Raw genomic sequence first — 19,815 nt, 5'->3', positions numbered from 1 at the left:
TTTCCATCCTAATTTATAAATTTTGTTGTTTGATATGAGCAGAAGACTCTACTCATGTCATTTCCTTTTGAAGTAAAGCCTTGCTCTTAGACTTAAGATTGAGCAGTAAAGTAATCTTCTGGCAACTGCATCATTAAGTTTGAACCGGCTTTAATTTGTGCAATACGTGCAGTTAAGCCTGGTAATACTTTCTCTGCAAAGTACTGCGCCAAAATAACTTTGTTTTGATAGAACGCTTCTGTTTTAGCTTGAGCTGCTTGCGCGATTTTCGTAAACATATAGCTGAAGCTCAGTAAGCCCACTGCATGCAAGTAATCTACCGCAACACCATTGGCAAAATCGGGTGCGCCTTTCGCCTGTTGCAAAATAAACTGGGTGATGGCTTCTACTTCGCTACACGCATTTAAAGTTGCGGCTTTAATCGCCAGTGAATCATCCAGTGTAGCGACAAATTCACGAATTTCAGTGATATATTCCGCCATATTTGCACCATTGTTGCGAATGGTTTTACGACCGATTAAATCCTGTGCCTGTACACCGTTAGTACCTTCATAAATTTGTGAGATGCGTAGGTCACGAACGCACTGTTCCATGCCCCATTCACGGATATAACCATGACCACCAAACACCATTTGTGAATCAAGTACTGCATTCAATGCCGTATCGGTTAAATAGGCTTTAGCGATTGGTGTTAACAACGCTACACGGTCATTGGCTTTTTTAACCGCTTCTGCATCGGTAGAAAATTTAGTGATATCCAGTTGCTGACCGACATAGACTGCAAATGCACGCGATGCTTCATTATTAGCACGACCGTTAAGCAACATACGACGTACATCACCGTGAACCAAAATCGAATCGGCTGGTTTCTCTGGCGATTTCACCCCTGTTGCACTGCGGCCTTGTAGACGGTCTGTCGCATATTGTGCTGCATTTTGATAAGCAAACTCAGATGCGCCTAGACCTTGAATACCCATAGATAAACGTTCGTAATTCATCATCACGAACATGGCCGCCAGACCTTCATTTTCCTTGCCCACAAGGAAGCCTTTCGCGCTATCAAAGTTTAATACGCAAGTTGCAGAACCTTTAATCCCCATCTTGTGTTCAATAGAACCGGCGCCCATCGTATTACGTTCACCCAATGAACCATCTTCATTGACCAGAAATTTCGGCACGATGAATAACGAAATACCGCGTGAACCTGCAGGTGCATCCGGGGTTTTAGCCAAGACCAGATGAATAATGTTTTCCGATAGGTCATGCTCACCGCTGGTAATAAAGATTTTGGTTCCGGTGATGTCATAAGAACCATCTTCATTGCGTTCAGCTTTGGTTTTAATAATGCCTAAATCGGTCCCTGCATGCGGTTCAGTAAGGCACATGGTTCCTGACCATTCACCTGTGTAAATTTTAGGTAAATAGGTTTCTTTCTGCTCTTGAGAGGCGTAGTTGTTCAATGCCATGCCTGCACCCACAGAAAGTAGCGGGTAAAGCATAAACGATGGATTGGTCGCCCAAATCATCTCATCAGCCAGTACGGTCAGCATTTTTGGCATGCCTTGACCGCCCCATTCTTCTTCAGCACCCAGGCCAATCCAGCCGCCTTCTGCATATTGCTTAAATGCTTCTTTAAAACCTTTTGGCGTGGTGACTACCCCATTACTAAATTGAGCGCCGCCTTCTTCATCACTTGAACGGTTTAAATCCAGAATGACATTTTTAGAAAATTTGGCCATTTCTTCTAAAATGGCATTGGCTGTTGCCATGTCAATGTGGGCTAAGTCGTCGTTGCCTTGCCAAAAATCTTCAGCCTTAAATACATCATTTAAAATAAAATCCATGTCTTTAAGTGGTGCGTTATAAATAGGCATATTGCTTTCCTTGGGTGAAGACTTCGCATTGAATATTGAAGTGCTTTTTTAAGTTGTAAAAACCTAAACTGAAAATAACGAGCTTTATTTCAACCCATATATATTTAAATAAAATTTGGGCGTTCAAACCGGTTTTCAATATCCATCAGGAGAAATGCTATTGAACTCAGGACCAAGTTTGAAGGACAGCCTCATAAGAGTTTAAGCGTTAAAATATGTTCATCATCTGATGTTCACTCGAATGTTTGCTGAATAAAACATCTTTTCTGTAATTTACTTTGAATTGAACGATCCATCCTAAAACCTAATCTTTAAATGTACGGTTGAAATACTGTTTGATCAGCACATTATTCTGTTTGCGTTTAATCCGTGATTTCACTTTTCAGCGCAAAAAGACAATAAAATAATTATTACCCAATTGGAATTTTATTGGCGATTATTGACCTCTCAGGTTCTCATTTATTGACTTTTAATTTTCGCTATGCAATTGAGAGCTATGAAATTCAAAATAGGGTTAAATAAAAATATCTATTTTAAATATTAATTTTCCCCATACCCGACAATGGTGGAATGGTCATCACGATTTTATTGGTATATGTTGAAGGCGCTTTTTTTAATGTCTGCTTGGGACGATTGCAATGAATACAGTACGCCAACAAAATTTTCTATTGCGCAAAGAGAAAATTTTAGCCATGGCAGAAACGCTGTTGCTGGATAACAATCAAGATATTACCCTTGGAGAGTTAGCCTCTGAACTGGATATTGCCAAGGGTACAATTTACAAGCATTTTAAAAGCAAGAATCAGCTGTATTTAGAATTGATTATCTTGAATGAAAAAAGACTGTTAGAAATTTCAAAGAAATATAAAAATAATATTAAAACCTATGTTTCCCAGTACATGCTATACAACATGTTAAATGCCAACCGCACTATTTTATTACATGTGATTGAAGACCGATTAACCAATAATGAAAGAAAATTAAAAGAATTATTTGAAGAATTATATCAGGTGCGTGAAGAACGGATTATTGAAATCAAGGACATGACCGATGAATATTTAAAATCATTAGATAGCGCCATGTCGATTCGCGATTATTTATCTTATATCTGGACGGTGACCTATGGTGCATCATTATTACTCAATTCAACCCATTATCAAAAATCAATTGGTTCACGGGAACGCTTAATCAAGCTGTATATTAATCAGGCGCTCATGACGCCTGATAAAATTTCTTCGGTGGATTAATAACAATCCATGATTGAGCTGGTGGTTCTTATTAGTGCTGAATGATTCCATAAGCCGAACCATCTAGTTCATTCATTTGGCTAAATAATTCATGGCACATCTGACGCAGCCATTGATGGCTGGTTTTGTGATGACAAGACATATGCCAATATTGTTTAACTGCATACGTAGGAAAGGTAATCGGTGCCTCTAAAACTTGCAAATTACCCCGAGACAATAAGACTTTACTTAAATAATAAGGCACCGTCGCAATCGCATCGGTTTCCTGAACCACCAGTCCCACACCTAAATAACTGGGTAGACGCATCAGAATATTACGTTTTAATTCTAAGTTTAATAATTCATTTTCAATATGGTAATGCCCCATTCCCGCATCAATATCAATATGTGATTCACTAATATATTGTTCAGTACTTAAACTGTTTCCGCTGAGCCTTGGATGATCCTTAGAAGCGATCACCACATAATATTGCTCAAATAATTTTTGCTGATAAAAACCATTTTCCAGATTCGGTAAAAAACCAATGGCTAAATCAATTTCCCCATTCGCCATTTGATAACTGGTTTCAGAGGTAATCGCACGCACATTCAAGCGAATGTTTGAGGCATGCTTTTTTAAATACTGGGATATTTTAGGCAATAATACCAAATGCGACACATCGGTCATGGCAATGGTAAATTTCTGCTGCGAGGTCGACTGGTCAAAATTAATGGTGAAATTATTGATGATCTCGACTTTGCTTAATGCTTCACTGACCAAGGGGAAAAGCTGTTTCGACAGTTCTGTCGGAACCATTTCATTGCCAATTCTTAAAAAAAGCGGATCGTTATAATGCTGTCGAATTTTATTCAGGATATTACTGACTGTTGGCTGGCTCATCGCCAGATATTCAGCTGCAACTGAAACACTTTTATATTTATAGATATAAAGAAAAACACTGAGTAATTTACAGTCAAGTTCAAACACGAATCAAAATCCCTGATCTTCTATTTTTAAAACTGCTCTATCATCTGCTTTTTTAGACATATTTCCAATGTTCATTTATACCGAATATGGCATGGAATTGTAATTAAATTGGTGCTTAATCATATAACTGTGAATAAGAATAAAATATTTTTTATTTTATGAATCAAGTGCTAAAGTGTATATCTTTTAGCTTAAGGCTTCGGTAAGATCAGTTTCAATAGGTGATGAAAACAATAGAAATATCACTTAAAACAAAAAAATAACATTCAAGAATAAATAACAGGAACAAGATCCTCTATGGAAAACAAGGCATTTGATTATATTGTCATTGGTGGCGGCAGTGCCGGTTGTGTGTTGGCTGGACGTTTATCAGAAAATCCAGATATTTCAGTGTGTTTATTAGAAGCTGGTAGTCATGGCAATAGCTGGACAGTCAATACACCTGCCGCAGCCGTGATCAGCATCCCCACCAAAATCAATAACTGGGCCTTTGAAACCGTGCCGCAAAAAGGTCTGAATGGTCGTAAAGGCTACCAACCACGCGGGAAATGTTTAGGTGGATCATCAGCTATTAACGCGATGATTTATGTGCGTGGCCATCAAAAAGACTATGATCAATGGGCGGAACTTGGTAATCATGGTTGGAGTTATCAGGATGTACTACCCTATTTCATTCGCTCGGAAAACAATCACGATATTGAAAATGAATATCATGGCAATACTGGGCCGTTGTCGGTATCGAATTTACGCACTGATAGTCCATGGCATGAGCGTTATATCACGGCAGCCAAAGAACAAGGTTATCGAATTTTGGATGACTTTAATGGTGCAGAACAAGAAGGTTTAGGCGTGTATCAAGTCACGCATATTAACGGTGAGCGCTGTAGTGCGGCGCGTGCCTATTTATTTCCGCATTTGGAACGTCTAAATTTGACCATTTTCACCCATGCATCGACGCAGCGCATTTTAATTGAAAATAATGTTGCGGTTGGTGTCGAGGTTAAACATGGCGGTCAAATCAAACAGCTGCGTGCTAATAAAGAAGTGCTGTTAAGCGCAGGAGCAATGCATTCGCCGCAAATCTTAATGCTATCCGGTATTGGCGATGAAAAAGAATTGCTTGAGCATGGTATTAATGTGGCTCAGCATTTACCGGGTGTCGGTAAAAATTTCCATGATCATCCTGACTTTATTTTTAGTTATACCGTCAGTGAGATTGCCGGCACTTTTGGCGTGTCACTGGCCGGTACGATCGATATGGTGAAACAAATTTCGCGCTACCGTAAAGAGCGCCGTGGCATGCTCAGTACCAATTTTGCCGAATGTGGCGGCTTTTTAAAAAGTACGCCTGAAAAAGACATTCCGAATTTACAGCTGCATTTTGTTGTGGCCTTGGTCGACAACCATGCGCGAACTTTCCATGCCAGTCACGGTATTTCCTGTCATGTGTGCCTACTGAATCCGAAAAGTCGCGGCAGCATTAAAATCAGTGGCCCAAGCATCGATGATCCTCTACTGATTGACCCCAATTTCTTTGATCATGAAGATGATATTGAAGATATGGTCAATGCCTATAAGGTTACACAACAATTGATGCATTCACCGGCATTGAAAATGCTGCATAAAAAAGATCTATTTTGTGCTTCGGTCAAAACCGATGATGAAATTCGGCACATTTTGCGTCAACGTGCGGATACCGTGTATCACCCGGTAGGTAGCTGTAAAATGGGCGTTGATGAGATGGCCGTGGTTGATCCACAGCTATGTGTCTATGGTATTGAAAATTTACGTGTGGTGGATGCCTCGATCATGCCGAATGTGGTCAATGGTAATACTAATGCGCCAACCATCATGATTGCTGAAAAAGCGGTGGATATGATACGCGCCAAGCAATTGCACGCTTAATTCAAACAGCAAGCTCAGTTCATTCTCAGTTCGCTCATAGTACTTGATGATATGTTCGAACTCAGCATGTAATATTTCTAAGAGATTCAAAGTTATAAGCAAAGAGAGAATAACCCAATCATAATGAAAAATTCAGGTTATTCTCTCTCACCACAGGCAAAGGATATGTAAGATGTTGAATCACAAAATGGATCAAAATACAGATCAAAATATCTCGATCGAATTACAACAATTATTCGAGAAACAACAACAGGCATTTACGGAAAACAGTTACCCGAGTTTAGAGCAACGTAGACAGCATCTTAAAACCTTGCAGCAATTGATTCTGCAGAATAAGACCGAGATTAACGTGGCCATTAGCCATGATTTTTCTAACCGAAGTCATTCTGAAACTGAAATGTTTGAGGTGATGACCAGCGTACTCGGCATTAAATACGCGTTAAAAAATTTAAAAAAATGGATGCGTCCAAGTAAGCGTCATATTGGTATTCTTTTCCAACCTGCGACAGGTTATGTCTTGTATCAACCGGTCGGTGTGGTGGGGATCGTTGTGCCATGGAATTACCCGCTGTTTTTAGCCATCGGCCCACTCTGCCAGGCCCTTGCTGCAGGAAATCGGGTGATGTTGAAAATGAGCGAATATACGCCTGAATTTTCTGCACTATTCAAGCAACTGATTGCCCAAGCCTTTCCGGAAGATTTGGTGTGTGTCGTCAATGGTGATGCAGAAGTTGCACAGAAATTTACCCAATTACCTTTTAATCACATCTTGTTTACCGGTGCCAGTGAAGTCGGTAAACATGTGATGCGTGCCGCAGCCAACAACCTCACGCCAGTGACGTTGGAACTCGGTGGAAAGTCTCCGGCACTGGTTTTAGCCGATGCCAATATTCGTGAGAGTGCCCGACGGATCGCCTTTGGTAAAGCCATGAATGCCGGACAAACCTGTGTAGCACCCGACTATGTGCTGATTCCTGCGCAATTGCAGGCTCAATTTATTGAGGAATATTCGACAGCCATTCAGGAGTTTTTTCCAAAATTAGCCGATAACCCTGATTACACGGCGATTATTAATGAGCGACAGCTCAATCGCTTGAATCACTATATTGAAGATGCAACTGCAAAAAATGCGACTGTTAATATCATTACCGACGCATCTTCAGGACGACGTTTAGCGCATTATGTTTTAAGCAATGTCACAGATGATATGCAGGTGATGCAAAATGAAATTTTTGGCCCCTTATTGCCGATTGTGACTTACCAACAACTTGATGAAGCGATTGATTACATTAATCAAAGACCGCGTCCTTTGGCTTTATATTATTTTGGCTATAACAAGCAAGAGCAGCAAAAAGTACTCATGCAAACCCACAGTGGCGGTGTTTGCCTTAATGAAACCTTGGTTCATGTCGGACAGGAAGATTTGCCTTTTGGCGGTGTGGGTACATCGGGGATGGGCAATTATCATGGCTATGAAGGATTTGTCACCTTTAGTCATGCGAAAGCCGTATTTAACCGACCGAAATTTAGTTTGATGCGTTTGTTCTATCCGCCTTATGGCACATTTATTCAAAAACTGATTTTAAAACTGTTTATCCGTTAAGATTATTAGTTATACAGACTAAATAAAAAAGGCTGAAGATCAACTTCAGCCTTTTCACTCTTTTTTATCGCTTAAAATAATTTCAATTTTGACAAAAATTATTCTGCAGAAATATCTTCAAACAAAACCGAAGATAAATAACGCTCACCCGCATCCGGTAAAATCACCACAATGGTTTTTCCGGCATTTTCAGGACGTGCTGCCAGTTGAGCTGCCGCTGCCATTGCTGCGCCACTTGAAATACCCACCAGAATACCTTCATGAGTCGCGGTTTTACGCGCCCATTCAATCGCTGCTGAACTTTCAATCGCAATGACTTCATCAACCAAATCTAAATCCAGATTTTTTGGAATAAAGTTTGCGCCGATCCCCTGGATTTTATGCGGCCCCGGAGTTAGTGGCTCACCACGTTTAGTTTGTCCAATAATTGGCGATTCCGCAGGTTCAACAGCAACCGAATAAAGCGGCTGATTTTTTACCTGCTCAAAATAACGTGAAATACCTGAAATGGTACCGCCTGTTCCTACGCCAGCAACTAAAATATCGACCTTACCGCCAGTTGCTTCCCAAATTTCAGGACCCGTGGTTTGCTCATGAATTTTAGGGTTGGCCGGGTTTTCAAATTGTTGCGGTAAATAATACAGTTCCGGTTGTTCTGTCGCTAAACGAACCGCTTCATCCACCGCGCCTTTCATGCCTTTAGCTGGTTCAGTCAATACCAGATTTGCACCAAATGCCTTTAACACTTTACGACGTTCAACACTCATGCTTGCAGGCATGGTTAAAGTGATGTCATAACCTTTTGCAGCCGCTACGAATGCAAGTGCAATCCCGGTATTACCACTGGTCGGCTCTACAATATGCATACCCGGTTTAAGCAAACCTTTTTCTTCAGCATCTGCAATTAAAGCGGCACCAATACGACATTTCACAGAAAATGCAGGATTACGGCTTTCAATTTTAGCCAGTACCGTTGCAGCTGAAGAAATTGAACGATTAATACGAATTAAGGGGGTGTTGCCAATAGATTCAGCATTATTACTATAAACCGCAATGCCTAAATTATTTGGTATTGGAAATGCAGAATCTGTACTCATTTTAACTCCTTGAGCGATCTTTTGATTTTAAAGTCATGCCTTTCATCATAAGCCATTTGGACTGTGAAGATAAGTTTTTCTATTCCAGTTTTTTTCGCCTTAAGCATATATTTAAGCCTAATAAGCAAAGATTTTTTCACATCCTCACAGCTGGTTTTTTCTTAAATAGTTACAACTTAAATGACGTATTTGTCATCAATAAGATTTGTATTTATCCTTGTTATTGCACACAATATCAAGCAAATGAAAACTGATTTAGGGAATACAATGTCTAATAAGGGTTATAGCCGATTCTATCGACAATTTACGCAGAAAATCCTCGATAAAATCGTGACACCTCAAGTCTTAGGCAATACTGAAGAATTAGAAAAAACCATAGAAGATCAACTTGATAAAAAAATAATTTGTTATGTTTTACAAGATGCATCCATCAGCAACACGGTCATCATTGATACTGAAGCCCAAGCACGAAAACTGCCTTCGGTTTTTACACCGTTAAGCATTCAGGAGTTTAAAGAAGATGACTCCATTCTGGCTTTAAATGTACCGAGTTCCAAAAATGAGGCCTACCATTATTCGGCCAAACTCATTCGACTGATTGAAGCTTTGGAAAAATACCCTGAATACGATATTGAACTGGTACCGGTGACGGTTTTATGGGGACGTTCACCTGAATATGAAAATTCCTGGTTGAAAGCTTTATTTGCGGATGCCTGGGCAACCCCATCCAAATTAAAACAAGCCTTGAATATTTCATTATATAGTCGTGAAAACTACATTGAATTTCATAAGCCGATTTCGCTTAAAGCAGCGATTGAAAAAGCTAAAGTCGAATATCCAAATTTTTCTCCCGCACATTCGATTGTCAAAGAACTCAATACAAATTTTAATAAACACAAAGAAGCGATTTTAGGACCCGATTTATCAGACCGTCGCAATCTCATTAATAAGTTAATGAAAACCGAAACGGTTCAAGATGCCATTCGCAAAGAAAGTATTGATCATAAAATCAGTATGTTTGAGGCAGAAAATCGCGCTAAAGGTTATTTAACCGAAGTGGTTTCGGATTTTTCCTATTCAACCTTACGTTTTGCGGAACTGGCTCTGACCAAGTTATGGACGCAACTTTATGATGGTATCGAAGTGCATAATTTCGATACGGTGCGTGAATTAGCCAAGGATTATGAAATTGTCTATACCCCATGCCATCGCAGTCATATCGATTATTTGCTGCTCTCTTATGTGATTTTTAACCGTGGACTCATGGTTCCGCATATTGCCGCGGGGATTAATTTAAACCTGCCAATTGTGGGTCAAATCATGCGTGGTGGCGGTGCTTATTTTATTCGTCGTACCTTTAGTGGTAATGAACTTTATACTTCTGTTTTTAAAGAATATTTGCATAGCCTTTTATCACGCAACACACCTTTGGAATATTTTATTGAAGGTGGACGTTCACGCACGGGATTATTGTTGCCGCCTAAAAAAGGCATGCTTTCGATGACAGTACAAAGTCATTTACGTGGCGCGACCAAACCGATTGCTTTTATTCCAACTTATTTTGGTTATGAAAAGCTGATGGAAGGTACCTCGTACTTAAATGAACTGAATGGCAAACCCAAGGAAGCTGAATCGATTTGGGGGATTTTAAGTTCAGCGCGTAAAATTGAGAAAGTTTTTGGGCAGGTTTATGTTAATTTTGGCGAACCTATTTTCCTTAATAAAATTTTAACCGCCAATCACGCAGATCAAATTAAACTCAATATTAATGATGAATTACCTCAACCTGTAGTTCAAACAGTCAATCAGGTTGCGAGTTCAATTTTAGAAAATATTAATAAAGCGGTTGTGGTTAATCCTATTTCACTGATCTCACTGATTTTACTCAATGTTGAAAATCATGTTTTAAGTGAGCAAGATTTAATCTCACAGATTGATCAATATCGTCAATTATTAAATGACACAAAATACGATCCAAGAATGATGATGACGGAATTATCCAGCGCTGAAATTATTCAATATGCTAAAAAATTAAAACAGGTTGAAACTTTTAGTCAAAATAATGAAAACTGGATTCGTGTAGCTGAAAGTCAAAAAATTCTGTTAAGTTATTTTAGTAATAATATTCTGCATTGTTTTATTGTTCCTGCATTAATTGCCATGCTGATTCAATCTTATAAAAAGATTTCATGTCATTATTTAATCGATACCGTTAAAAATATCTATCCCTATTTTAAAGAAGAGTTTTTCTTAAAATGGAATCTTGATGAATTAGAAAATGAAATTGGATTAATTTTAAATAGCTTAGAACAGTTAGGCTGGATTGTTCAGCAAAACAACACGGTATCCATTGCATCAGATCAACAAATGCAAAATAAGCTGTTATCACTTGCTCATCTATCTAGCTCCAGCCTGAATAACATGATCATGATTTCAGAATTACTCAAGCATTACGCTCCGATTCAAGCGCTGACCATAAAAGAGTTAGAGAAAATGGGCAAAGCAGTATTGCAAAAACTTTTCCAGACTCAAAAAATTCAATCTGGCTATTATTTTGACAGTGCAACCTTAAAAAGCTTTATTTCAATACTGAAACAAAACAGCTTGTTAAATATTCAGGATGATCATTTTGCGATTAGTGATGATTTTGAAGAGAAAATGTCGGCTATTTTCAATTGGTATGACCTTGATACTCGTCAGGCCATAATTGAAGCGCTTCATTTCAATGAAAAAGAATTAAAACAATTTAAGCAACCGGTTAAAAAATAACTTCAACATTTTTAGCACTGAAATAAGGCATGGAGTTTAAACTCCATGCCTTATTTTTATTTATATAAGAATATTTGATATTTAGCTTCATTAAAAACCATTGAAAATATTACTTTTTCATCATGTATTCAATTATGCAGGCTTTATACTGCGTATATTACTGATGAGTAGTATGGAAATGCTCTATGAACACCGATCTTGAAATTGCCGCTATGCATGATTCTGTCGATATCGTTGTCACGATATTAAAATCACTCGCCAATACAGATCGCCTACTTATTTTATGTCATCTGGCTAAACAAGAACTCAATGTTTCGCAAATTGAAGAAATGACTCAAATTAATCAACCCACCTTATCTCAACAACTGATGATGTTACGCAAAAGTGATGTGGTTTCGACCCGTCGTGACGGCAAACAAATTTTTTATTCGATTAAGGATGAAAAAATGGTGCAGCTGTTAAATACTTTATATGATTTGTATTGTCCTAAAAATATAATTTAATTAAATGAATATCAATTATTTAGCTTAGTCATTTGAATAGCTTAAGACTTCTTAGCACTTTTTATGCATAATATATCTAAAATAGTGATTTAGTTTTAGATATGTCAGATTTAAATACTCGCTTAACGATGTTGTTGCCCGCTTGGCAATGGCTGCAAAAATACAATCAAGCCAAATTTAAATCTGACCTGCTTTCTGCGCTGATTGTCATTGCAATGCTGGTTCCGCAAGGTATGGCCTATGCCATGCTTGCAGGCTTACCGCCTATTATGGGCTTGTATGCCAGCATTCTGCCGATGATTATTTACGCCATGGTCGGTGGTAGCCCTACACTCTCGATCGGTCCGGTCGCCATTATTTCCATGATGACCTTTGCCACTTTAAATCCCTTATTTGAAGTTGGTTCTCCGGTTTATATACAAGCCGCCTGTCTGCTTGCAGTGATGGTCGGGGTCATTTCATTATTGCTCGGGATTTTTAGATTTGGCTTTCTGATTCAACTGATTAGCCATCCCGTGATTAAAAGTTTTATTATTGCTTCCGCTTTGCTGATTGCTTTAGGTCAATTCAAGTTTCTTGTCGATGTCCCCTTAGAAGCCAACAATATTCCTGAGTTTTTGCTCAGTTTTTGGCACTATATTCGTTATAGCAACATTCAAACATTCATTTTTGGCATTGTTGCATTAGTGTTTCTTATCTATCTGCCTAAAGTTTTAGGTTCCAATGCGGTTAAAAGTCGCATTGGATCAACAGCTTTTATCTCTAAAGCATTGCCTTTGGTACTCGTGGTGGTTTCAATTGCTGCGGTTTATTTTCTAAATTTGCAAGAAATCGGTATTAAAACTGTGGGAGAAATTCCTTCAGGATTTCCGCCTATCACTATGCCATTTTGGAATTTGGACTTGGTCATCACCTTATTACCGGGTGCTGCGATGATCGCCATGATTAGCTTTGTCGAGTCTTTATCCATCGCACAAGCGACTGCATTACAACAACGCAGTCATTTAAACAGCAACCAGGAACTGGTGGCTTTAGGTTTAGCCAATTTAAGTGCCGGTCTCAGTTCTGCATTTCCTGTCACAGGCAGTTTATCTCGAACCGTGGTAAATGCAGACTCTGGTGCCAAAACACCACTGGCAGGTGTGTTTTCATCGCTGCTGATTATTTTAGTCAGCCTTTATTTCACCAGTTTTTTTCGTGATTTGCCTTTGGCTATTTTGGCAGCGACCATTATCGTTTCTATCTGGAAGCTGGTCGATTTCAAACCTTTTATTGAAACCTGGCGTTATTCAAAAGCCGATGGTATTGCCATGTGGATTACCTTTTTTGGCGTGATCTGCATTGATATTACCACCGGTTTAATTATCGGCATTGTCTCCACCTTTATCCTTTTATTATGGCGAATTAGTCGTCCACATATTGCAGTGATTGGTTTAGTTGAAGGCACGCAGCATTTTAGAAATGTGCAACGTCATCATGTACTGACCTCTTCCAAAGTGATTTCCCTGCGTATTGATGAAAATCTTACCTTCTTAAATACCAATACCTTTAAAGGTTTTTTAATTAATGCGATCAGTCCCTATGCTGATTTGGAACATGTGGTGATTAACTGTTCCAGTATCAGTGCAATTGATTTCAGTGCTTTGGAAATGCTGGAAGATATCAATGCTGAATTTAGAAAACTTAATATCAAATTGCACTTTTCAGAAATCAAGGGTCCAGTGATGGATAAATTACAGCATTCGAAACTGTTAAAACATTTAAGTGGTCAGATTTATTTGTCGCATTTTCAAGCCATGCAAGAGCTTTCACCTGACGTTTTTTAAATGATTGAGATAAATCACAATTCTAAATCTCTCAAGCCTATTCACAACCATGGACGGGATTAAATCTAGTCCATGGTGGTGAATAAATGAATAACTTCTAGAAAAAATTCCGCCACAATAATGATGCTTTGAAGCATTTGCAGGATAACAATATTTGAAATTTTTGAGTTGAAAAATATTTAAAAATAAAAATATCAACTTTAAAAATAAGTAGTTAGTTTTTATATAAAAATTAATTTTTAGCAGTAACTCTTTTAGGTATAAAATGGTGAACATATTTGTGAATTTTTTAGTCCTCGTATTTGTAACAAGGCACCCTTATGTTCTCTGCTTTAATGCGTTTGAGTTTAGTCTCCCGAATTATTATCGCCATTATTTTAGGTATTGGTGTTGCTGTTTTGTTCCCTAATGTGGCTCCCTATTTAAGCCTGTTGGGTGACTTGTTTATTAAAGCTCTTAAATCTGTTGCACCTATATTAGTTTTTGTATTGGTTTTATCGTCTATTGCTAATTTTAAAGTCGGACATGGTGCTAAAATCAAACCGATTATGGTGATGTATGGTGTTGGGATGTTCTTGGCTGCGTTAAGTGCAGTGATTGCCAGTATCATTTTCCCAAGTACCTTATTTCTGGATATCCCCGCAAACGCGGACTTGCAACCACCAGGTAGCCTGATTGAAATCTTAAAGAACCTTCTTTTAAGTTTTGTGGCGAACCCTGTGGTGGCGATTAGTGAAGCGAACTTTATTGGTATTTTGGCTTGGGCTGTTGCTTTGGGTGCTGCATTCCGTCATGCCAATGACACCACAAAAGTACTGCTCACCGATGCTGCAAATGCCGTAAACACAGTGATTCGTCTGGTGATTAATTTTGCCCCTGTCGGTATTTTTGGTCTGGTGGCTGTCACCGTTGCAGAAGCCGGATTAAGTACCTTTGAAAGCTATGCGCAATTGTTGGCTGTGCTGATTGGCACCATGTTCTTTGTGGCTTTGGTGGTTAATCCAATCATGGTGGCATTTGTTACCCGCGCCAACCCATATCCACTAGTATTTAAATGTCTACGTGAAAGCGGGATTACCGCCTTCTTCACCCGTAGTTCGGCTGCAAATATTCCAGTGAACCTGGATTTAGCCAAACGTTTAGGCGTGAGCGAATCTACTGCCAGTGTTGCTATTCCACTCGGTGCTGCCATTAATATGGCGGGCGCTTCAGTGACCATTACCGTCCTCACCTTGGCTACTGTAAATACTTTGGGTATTTCGGTTGATTTCACCACCATGCTGATTTTATCGGTACTTGCAACCATTTCAGCATGTGGCGCGTCTGGTGTTGCTGGTGGTTCTTTACTGCTTATTCCAGTGGCTTGTGGCTTGTTTGGCATTAGTTCTGATATCGCCATGCAAGTGGTTGCCATTGGTATGGTCATCAGTGTATTGCAAGATTCGACTGAAACTGCATTAAATTCTTCGACAGATGTGCTATTTACTGCTGCTGTAGACCGCGGTTTAGATTAAGATAGTCATTATTAAGATTTTTTTATGACGTTATGCCTCTTCAAACTTTACCGCTTTGGGTTCAATTAGGTGCTTTTTTTCTTGCAATGAATGCAGGAATGATTAACGTCCTCGGACTGGTGACCGTGTTGCATCAGTCCGTTTCACATATGACCGGTAATGTCAGCATGTTGGCCATGGCTTTGTTGCATTGGCAACCTGAACAGATCCTCTACTTAGGCTTGGTTGTCCTATGTTATGTGATTGGTTCATGTTATAGCGGATTGATACTGGGAAATAGCCACTTTAGCTTAGGACGCCGTTATGGTTTCCCTTTAAGCCTGGTGGCTTTTTTTATTGGTCTGTGTTGGTTCCTATTGCCTTATTTCCCTCGTTACGCCCTGCTTTGGGCATGTGTGGCGATGGGAGTACAAAATGCCATGATCAGCCATTACAAAGGCGCAATTATCCGAACCACTCATTTGTCTGGTGTTTTGACCGATTTGGGTTTAGCGTTAGGTTATCGTTTACGTGGCCTAGATGTAGATCGCAGACGGATTATTCTCCATTTAGCCATTTTATGTGGATTTTTCGTGGGGGGCTTGGTTGCCAGCATCATTTATCCTTATTTAAAATTAGATTCATTCCTTGTCCCTGCGCTGTTAAGTTGGACACTTAGCGCCGTATATTGGGTTATTTATTTTCGTTATCGACGTATTCAAGAGTAGTTTCGGAATTTATTATGGTCAAAAATGCATTACAGGCTCAATTGCTAAAAGCGGGTTTAGTCGATAATAAAAAGGCTAAAAAGCTGTCTAAACAGGCTGTACATGAGCAACGTACTGGACAAAGCAACGAAGCTGAATTGAAAGCGAAAATTGCGCAAGATAAGCAAGAAAAACTCGCGAAAGATCAAGCTTTGGATTTAGAGAAAAAACGTCTGTTGCAAGGTAAAGAATTAAAAGCTGCGATTATCCAAATGATCAATCAGCACAAAATTCGCGACATCGATGGCGAAGTGTCTTATCAATTTATTGATGACAGCAAAATCAAAAAGATTTATCTGAATCAGCAAATTTATAATGCGCTGGTTTCAGGCTCCTTGGTGATTGCCAAAGAAAGCGAGGGTTATGCAGTTTTGCCTAAAGCCTTGGCAGATCGAATTAATGACAAAATGGAAGGCTTTATTATTGTCAATAATTCTGAAAAGAATGAGCAAATCACCGATGAAGAAGATCCATACGCAGCTTATGTGATCCCTGATGATTTGATGTGGTAAGTTCAGCTTATCTTTTTATCTTTAATTAAAAATAGCGATGTCAATATCCGTATTGGCATCGCTCTCAAAATAAAAAATTGAATAACATTTCAAAAATACTCGCCGCCTGATCTCAACATGACTCAAGGTCGTTAATTCAGTTTGGGTTCATGTAGCTAAAACGTTATCATTAGCGATGATTAAAATATAACTATATAAACTATAAAGAATTTTTAAATTTCCATATTGAGGGTGTACTTTTGCAGCATTTTGCTTTTATCCAGAATATTCAAGATTGGTCAGATCAATATCCATGGTTAGAGATGCTGACCTCTTTAAGTATCTTGATTTTACTGGCTGTCCTCGCAAATTTTATTGCCAAGCAGGTGGTGGTTCGAGGTATTCGCAAGCTTGTCTCCAAGATGAAGTCGGCGAATTCGAGCATTTTTGCTGAACATAATGTTATCCGTCGTATTTCCAACATCGTGCCTGCAATTGTCATTATGAACGGCATCGTGACTGTTCCGCACCTTTCAGAAAAAATCGTCACCTTTGTTCAAATGGGCGCACAAGCCTTTATTTTCCTGACTTTGGCTTTGGCAATCAGTGAATTTTTAAGCATTTTCAATCTGATTTATCAGCGTAATCCAAAATCAAGAAACAAGCCGATTAAAGGCTATTTACAACTGGTTAAGCTGATTATCTTTATTGTCTGTGGCTTGATGATTTTAGGCACATTCCTGAAAAAAGATGTCTTTACCTTGCTCGCAGGTTTTGGTGCCATGGCTGCGGTGCTGATGTTGGTGTTCCAAAATACCATTCTGTCTTTAGTCGCTTCAGTGCAGATTTCATCTTATGACATGGTGCGTATTGGTGACTGGATTGAAATGCCGTCTTTAAATGCCGACGGTGATGTCATTGATATGTCATTACATACCATTACCGTGCAGAACTTTGATAAAACGGTGACCACGATTCCGACCAACAAACTGGTGACGGACACTTTTAAAAACTGGCGCGGGATGCAGGAAGCCGGTGCGCGCCGGATTAAACGTTCGATTCAGATTGATCAAAGCAGTGTGCATTTCATGTCGGCTGAAGAACAGGACAAGCTGAAAGATTTTATTCTGCTAGATCAATATTTAAATACCAAGGCAGAAGAACTGGAGCAATTTAACCTGCAACTCAGCCATCATTCGCAGTATAACCAGCGCCGTTTAACCAATTTAGGAACATTTCGTGCCTATATCGAGTTTTATCTGCAACAGCATCCGGGAATTAGCAAGAATCACTCGCTAATGGTACGTCAGTTACAACCGACCAGTGAAGGTTTGCCACTGGAGATTTATGCTTTTACCAATACCACGGTATGGAAGGATTATGAGGCGATACAATCTGATATCTTTGATCATCTGATTGCGATTATTCCAGAGTTTGGTTTGAAAGTTTATCAAGCCCCTTCTGGCGCCGATTTTAAGCAGTTATCGGCTGTTTCAGCAACGCTAGCAAAATCAAATCATCCATCGATTTAAGGTACTTATTTTAAATGACGAACTTATGATGACCTTAAAAAACCCTCAATCGAGGGTTTTTTATATGATTTTGATTTTTCTAATTTATTATTTTTGAATTAATAAGTTCTAAATACCTGATTCACGATTCTAGGCAAAGTTTTCATATCTATTGTCTGAATAAATTTGCACGATCTTAACCGAGTTGCTTCCGGGAATTTTACTGTTGAAGATGTTGATTCGGTTGATCAGGCTGTGGATTAGGCGGATTGGGCACTTTTATTTCATCAGGCTGTTGAGTATGTTCAATATGTAGGGTGGGTTGGTCAGGTTGTGGATTTTGTGATTGATTGGTCATGTTTAACTCCCTCCTTTAGATTTTGAATCTCTATCGCCTTCATCACGACACTATCAATTTACTCTTTCTTTTGCCTTATTCTCACTCTAAATCTGTGTCAATTTCTTTCATTGTAAATAAGATAACTGCATACTATTGATTCATCGTTGTCCCGTCCCCTCTACATCCATAATCATTACTTGAACTCACTTATCTTTAACATTGTGCCCCCTATTTATAATCAAAAAACCTTTACTTATTTTTAATTCATTGCTTAATGAAGGATGCAAATTTGATATTTTTTTACGGTGAGAGCGAGTGAATAAATGCTGTATATACAGAGGCGGCTATTAACGTGTGTGTCTTAACGTGCCTAAATGAACTTGCAAAAATTAGCCATCACTTGAGAACTATTAAAAAACATTCGGATCAAAATATGATTCAACTTTTACATCGAATACGCGATCAAAAAAACCAACCTTTTAAAATTAAAAAAGATTGGTTTTAAGATGATTGAGGTTATTTAGTAGCTGCTAGGGACGTAAACGATTCCATGCATCACGTGAAGCATGTTTAGCCTCTTCCCAGGATAGGCGAGATTCTGCTTTTGCTCTTTCCCATTTCGTACGAAGATCTGGCTCTACATCTTCAAACCTTTTGGTTGAATCATATGCGGATAAATCCTCATAACCTACACGATAGGCATGCCGATAATCTCGATCATAGTCCAAATCAGGATAAGTATTTTGTGTGGACTGATAATAAGGTTGATGAATACTGTTTTCACGCCAATAAGTATCTTCAACAGTGGGGTCCATCGCTTCACCTGCTGCATGGCCGGCTACTCCACCCACTATTGCACCTACTGTCCCACCAACTATAGCTCCTACTGGACCGCCCACACTACCGATCGCGGCACCTGCAGCGGCAGCACTTGCTGCGCCTATACCTGTTCCCACGGGGTGTGAATCATCCTCATCAGTATTTGGATTGTTTTTGATACGATCTTCATCAGAATTCGCCATCTTTTTTCTCCTTATAACAATATTGTGTTTAGGGACATTGACTTGTTCTAGCCAGTTTCACTTATGGAGTTTCTATATTCAAAAAAGCATCTAATTTAAATTCATTACTTGTGATCATCTTTCGCATTATCGTATTGGTCTACGCGCTTGAACTTATCTTGTGCATAGGGCTAAGCAGTGTATTACCTTGCTCATTCTTCAAATTTCCCATGTTTTCATCTTTATTTCTGTCATATAGGGAATAAAGAATGACTACAATTATTACAGCGACGATGACACCGATTATGATTTTTACATCTTTTGAGTTCATATTATTCTTCCCTTTTTGATAAATAAGGATAAATAGAAATGAAATAATTAAACTATAAATCTAAGAAAACTTTGAACACAGGAAAAATCA

The 19,815-nt window shown here is 38.9% G+C and carries 15 protein-coding genes; 10 read left to right on the top strand and 5 right to left on the bottom strand.

Annotated features, from left to right (window positions below; translation table 11 throughout):
* Nucleotides 1-92: 92 nt before the first annotated feature.
* Complete coding sequence (locus HLH14_RS14945; RefSeq protein ID WP_171533366.1) at nucleotides 93-1,874, bottom strand: acyl-CoA dehydrogenase C-terminal domain-containing protein; 1,782 nt, start codon at nucleotides 1,872-1,874, stop codon at nucleotides 93-95.
* Between the two features lie 638 nt (nucleotides 1,875-2,512).
* Between HLH14_RS14945 and HLH14_RS14940 the strand changes: the two genes are divergently transcribed.
* Entirely contained in the window at nucleotides 2,513-3,121 is a 609-nt protein-coding gene (locus HLH14_RS14940) for a TetR/AcrR family transcriptional regulator (protein ID WP_086193269.1), read from the top strand.
* Nucleotides 3,122-3,152: 31 nt separating this feature from the next.
* On the opposite strand, the gene HLH14_RS14935 is transcribed toward HLH14_RS14940, so the two are convergent.
* Complete coding sequence (locus HLH14_RS14935; protein WP_171533365.1) at nucleotides 3,153-4,088, bottom strand: LysR family transcriptional regulator; 936 nt, start codon at nucleotides 4,086-4,088, stop codon at nucleotides 3,153-3,155.
* 297 nt (nucleotides 4,089-4,385) lie between these two features.
* Between HLH14_RS14935 and HLH14_RS14930 the strand changes: the two genes are divergently transcribed.
* Nucleotides 4,386-5,993, top strand: coding sequence for a GMC family oxidoreductase (locus HLH14_RS14930; RefSeq protein WP_171533364.1), 1,608 nt, complete (start codon nucleotides 4,386-4,388; stop codon nucleotides 5,991-5,993).
* 172 nt (nucleotides 5,994-6,165) lie between these two features.
* Nucleotides 6,166-7,596 (top strand): coniferyl aldehyde dehydrogenase, encoded by a 1,431-nt coding sequence (locus tag HLH14_RS14925; protein WP_235940530.1) that lies wholly within the window; start codon nucleotides 6,166-6,168, stop codon nucleotides 7,594-7,596.
* Between the two features lie 98 nt (nucleotides 7,597-7,694).
* Here HLH14_RS14925 and cysK read toward each other — a convergent pair whose 3' ends face one another.
* Nucleotides 7,695-8,693, bottom strand: a complete 999-nt coding sequence (gene cysK / locus HLH14_RS14920) for a cysteine synthase A (protein WP_131272081.1) — start codon at nucleotides 8,691-8,693, stop codon at nucleotides 7,695-7,697.
* A 267-nt stretch (nucleotides 8,694-8,960) separates the two neighbouring features.
* On the opposite strand from cysK, the gene plsB reads away from it, so the two are divergent.
* From plsB to HLH14_RS14885, 7 genes are all read left to right on the top strand, one after another.
* Nucleotides 8,961-11,462, top strand: a complete 2,502-nt coding sequence (plsB, locus tag HLH14_RS14915; protein WP_171533363.1) for a glycerol-3-phosphate 1-O-acyltransferase PlsB — start codon at nucleotides 8,961-8,963, stop codon at nucleotides 11,460-11,462.
* A 185-nt stretch (nucleotides 11,463-11,647) separates the two neighbouring features.
* Nucleotides 11,648-11,965: an ArsR/SmtB family transcription factor gene (locus tag HLH14_RS14910; RefSeq protein ID WP_067722645.1), complete on the top strand. Its 318-nt coding sequence runs from the start codon at nucleotides 11,648-11,650 to the stop codon at nucleotides 11,963-11,965.
* A 101-nt stretch (nucleotides 11,966-12,066) separates the two neighbouring features.
* Nucleotides 12,067-13,791, top strand: a complete 1,725-nt coding sequence (locus HLH14_RS14905; protein WP_171533362.1) for a SulP family inorganic anion transporter — start codon at nucleotides 12,067-12,069, stop codon at nucleotides 13,789-13,791.
* A gap of 320 nt (nucleotides 13,792-14,111) precedes the next feature.
* On the top strand, nucleotides 14,112-15,305 hold the full coding sequence (gene sstT / locus HLH14_RS14900) for a serine/threonine transporter SstT (RefSeq protein ID WP_067722651.1): 1,194 nt from the start codon (nucleotides 14,112-14,114) through the stop codon (nucleotides 15,303-15,305).
* 32 nt (nucleotides 15,306-15,337) lie between these two features.
* Nucleotides 15,338-16,012, top strand: coding sequence for a YoaK family protein (locus HLH14_RS14895; protein WP_171533361.1), 675 nt, complete (start codon nucleotides 15,338-15,340; stop codon nucleotides 16,010-16,012).
* Nucleotides 16,013-16,026: 14 nt separating this feature from the next.
* The gene (locus HLH14_RS14890) at nucleotides 16,027-16,563 is read left to right on the top strand and encodes a DUF2058 domain-containing protein (RefSeq protein WP_067722655.1); all 537 of its coding nucleotides are present in this window, start codon (nucleotides 16,027-16,029) and stop codon (nucleotides 16,561-16,563) included.
* Nucleotides 16,564-16,802: 239 nt separating this feature from the next.
* On the top strand, nucleotides 16,803-18,074 hold the full coding sequence (locus HLH14_RS14885; protein ID WP_171533360.1) for a mechanosensitive ion channel family protein: 1,272 nt from the start codon (nucleotides 16,803-16,805) through the stop codon (nucleotides 18,072-18,074).
* 199 nt (nucleotides 18,075-18,273) lie between these two features.
* Here the strand turns inward: HLH14_RS14885 and HLH14_RS14880 are convergent, their stop codons facing one another.
* Nucleotides 18,274-18,411 carry a hypothetical protein gene (locus HLH14_RS14880; protein ID WP_155859772.1) on the bottom strand — a complete coding sequence of 46 codons (138 nt, stop codon included), beginning with the start codon at nucleotides 18,409-18,411 and terminating at the stop codon, nucleotides 18,274-18,276.
* A 512-nt stretch (nucleotides 18,412-18,923) separates the two neighbouring features.
* On the bottom strand, nucleotides 18,924-19,415 hold the full coding sequence (locus HLH14_RS14875; protein ID WP_086193280.1) for a glycine zipper 2TM domain-containing protein: 492 nt from the start codon (nucleotides 19,413-19,415) through the stop codon (nucleotides 18,924-18,926).
* Nucleotides 19,416-19,815 lie beyond the last annotated feature (400 nt).

Origin of the sequence: Acinetobacter terrae (genome assembly GCF_013004375.1) — a bacterium.
GTDB classification, from domain to species: Bacteria; Pseudomonadota; Gammaproteobacteria; order Pseudomonadales; family Moraxellaceae; genus Acinetobacter; species Acinetobacter terrae.
This window is presented reverse-complemented; position numbering and strand designations above follow the sequence as displayed.

Bases quoted from the DNA above. Each gene is read 5' to 3' on its own strand.
- plsB (WP_171533363.1), top strand. From the start codon at position 8,961: ATGTCTAATAAGGGTTATAGCCGATTCTATCGACAATTTACGCAGAAA.
- cysK (WP_131272081.1), bottom strand. From the start codon at position 8,693: ATGAGTACAGATTCTGCATTTCCAATACCAAATAATTTAGGCATTGCG.
- HLH14_RS14875 (WP_086193280.1), bottom strand. From the start codon at position 19,415: ATGGCGAATTCTGATGAAGATCGTATCAAAAACAATCCAAATACTGAT.
- sstT (WP_067722651.1), top strand. From the start codon at position 14,112: ATGTTCTCTGCTTTAATGCGTTTGAGTTTAGTCTCCCGAATTATTATC.
- HLH14_RS14890 (WP_067722655.1), top strand. From the start codon at position 16,027: ATGGTCAAAAATGCATTACAGGCTCAATTGCTAAAAGCGGGTTTAGTC.
- HLH14_RS14880 (WP_155859772.1), bottom strand. From the start codon at position 18,411: ATGACCAATCAATCACAAAATCCACAACCTGACCAACCCACCCTACAT.
- HLH14_RS14940 (WP_086193269.1), top strand. From the start codon at position 2,513: ATGAATACAGTACGCCAACAAAATTTTCTATTGCGCAAAGAGAAAATT.
- HLH14_RS14910 (WP_067722645.1), top strand. From the start codon at position 11,648: ATGAACACCGATCTTGAAATTGCCGCTATGCATGATTCTGTCGATATC.
- HLH14_RS14925 (WP_235940530.1), top strand. From the start codon at position 6,166: ATGTTGAATCACAAAATGGATCAAAATACAGATCAAAATATCTCGATC.
- HLH14_RS14905 (WP_171533362.1), top strand. From the start codon at position 12,067: ATGTCAGATTTAAATACTCGCTTAACGATGTTGTTGCCCGCTTGGCAA.
- HLH14_RS14895 (WP_171533361.1), top strand. From the start codon at position 15,338: ATGCCTCTTCAAACTTTACCGCTTTGGGTTCAATTAGGTGCTTTTTTT.
- HLH14_RS14930 (WP_171533364.1), top strand. From the start codon at position 4,386: ATGGAAAACAAGGCATTTGATTATATTGTCATTGGTGGCGGCAGTGCC.
- HLH14_RS14945 (WP_171533366.1), bottom strand. From the start codon at position 1,874: ATGCCTATTTATAACGCACCACTTAAAGACATGGATTTTATTTTAAAT.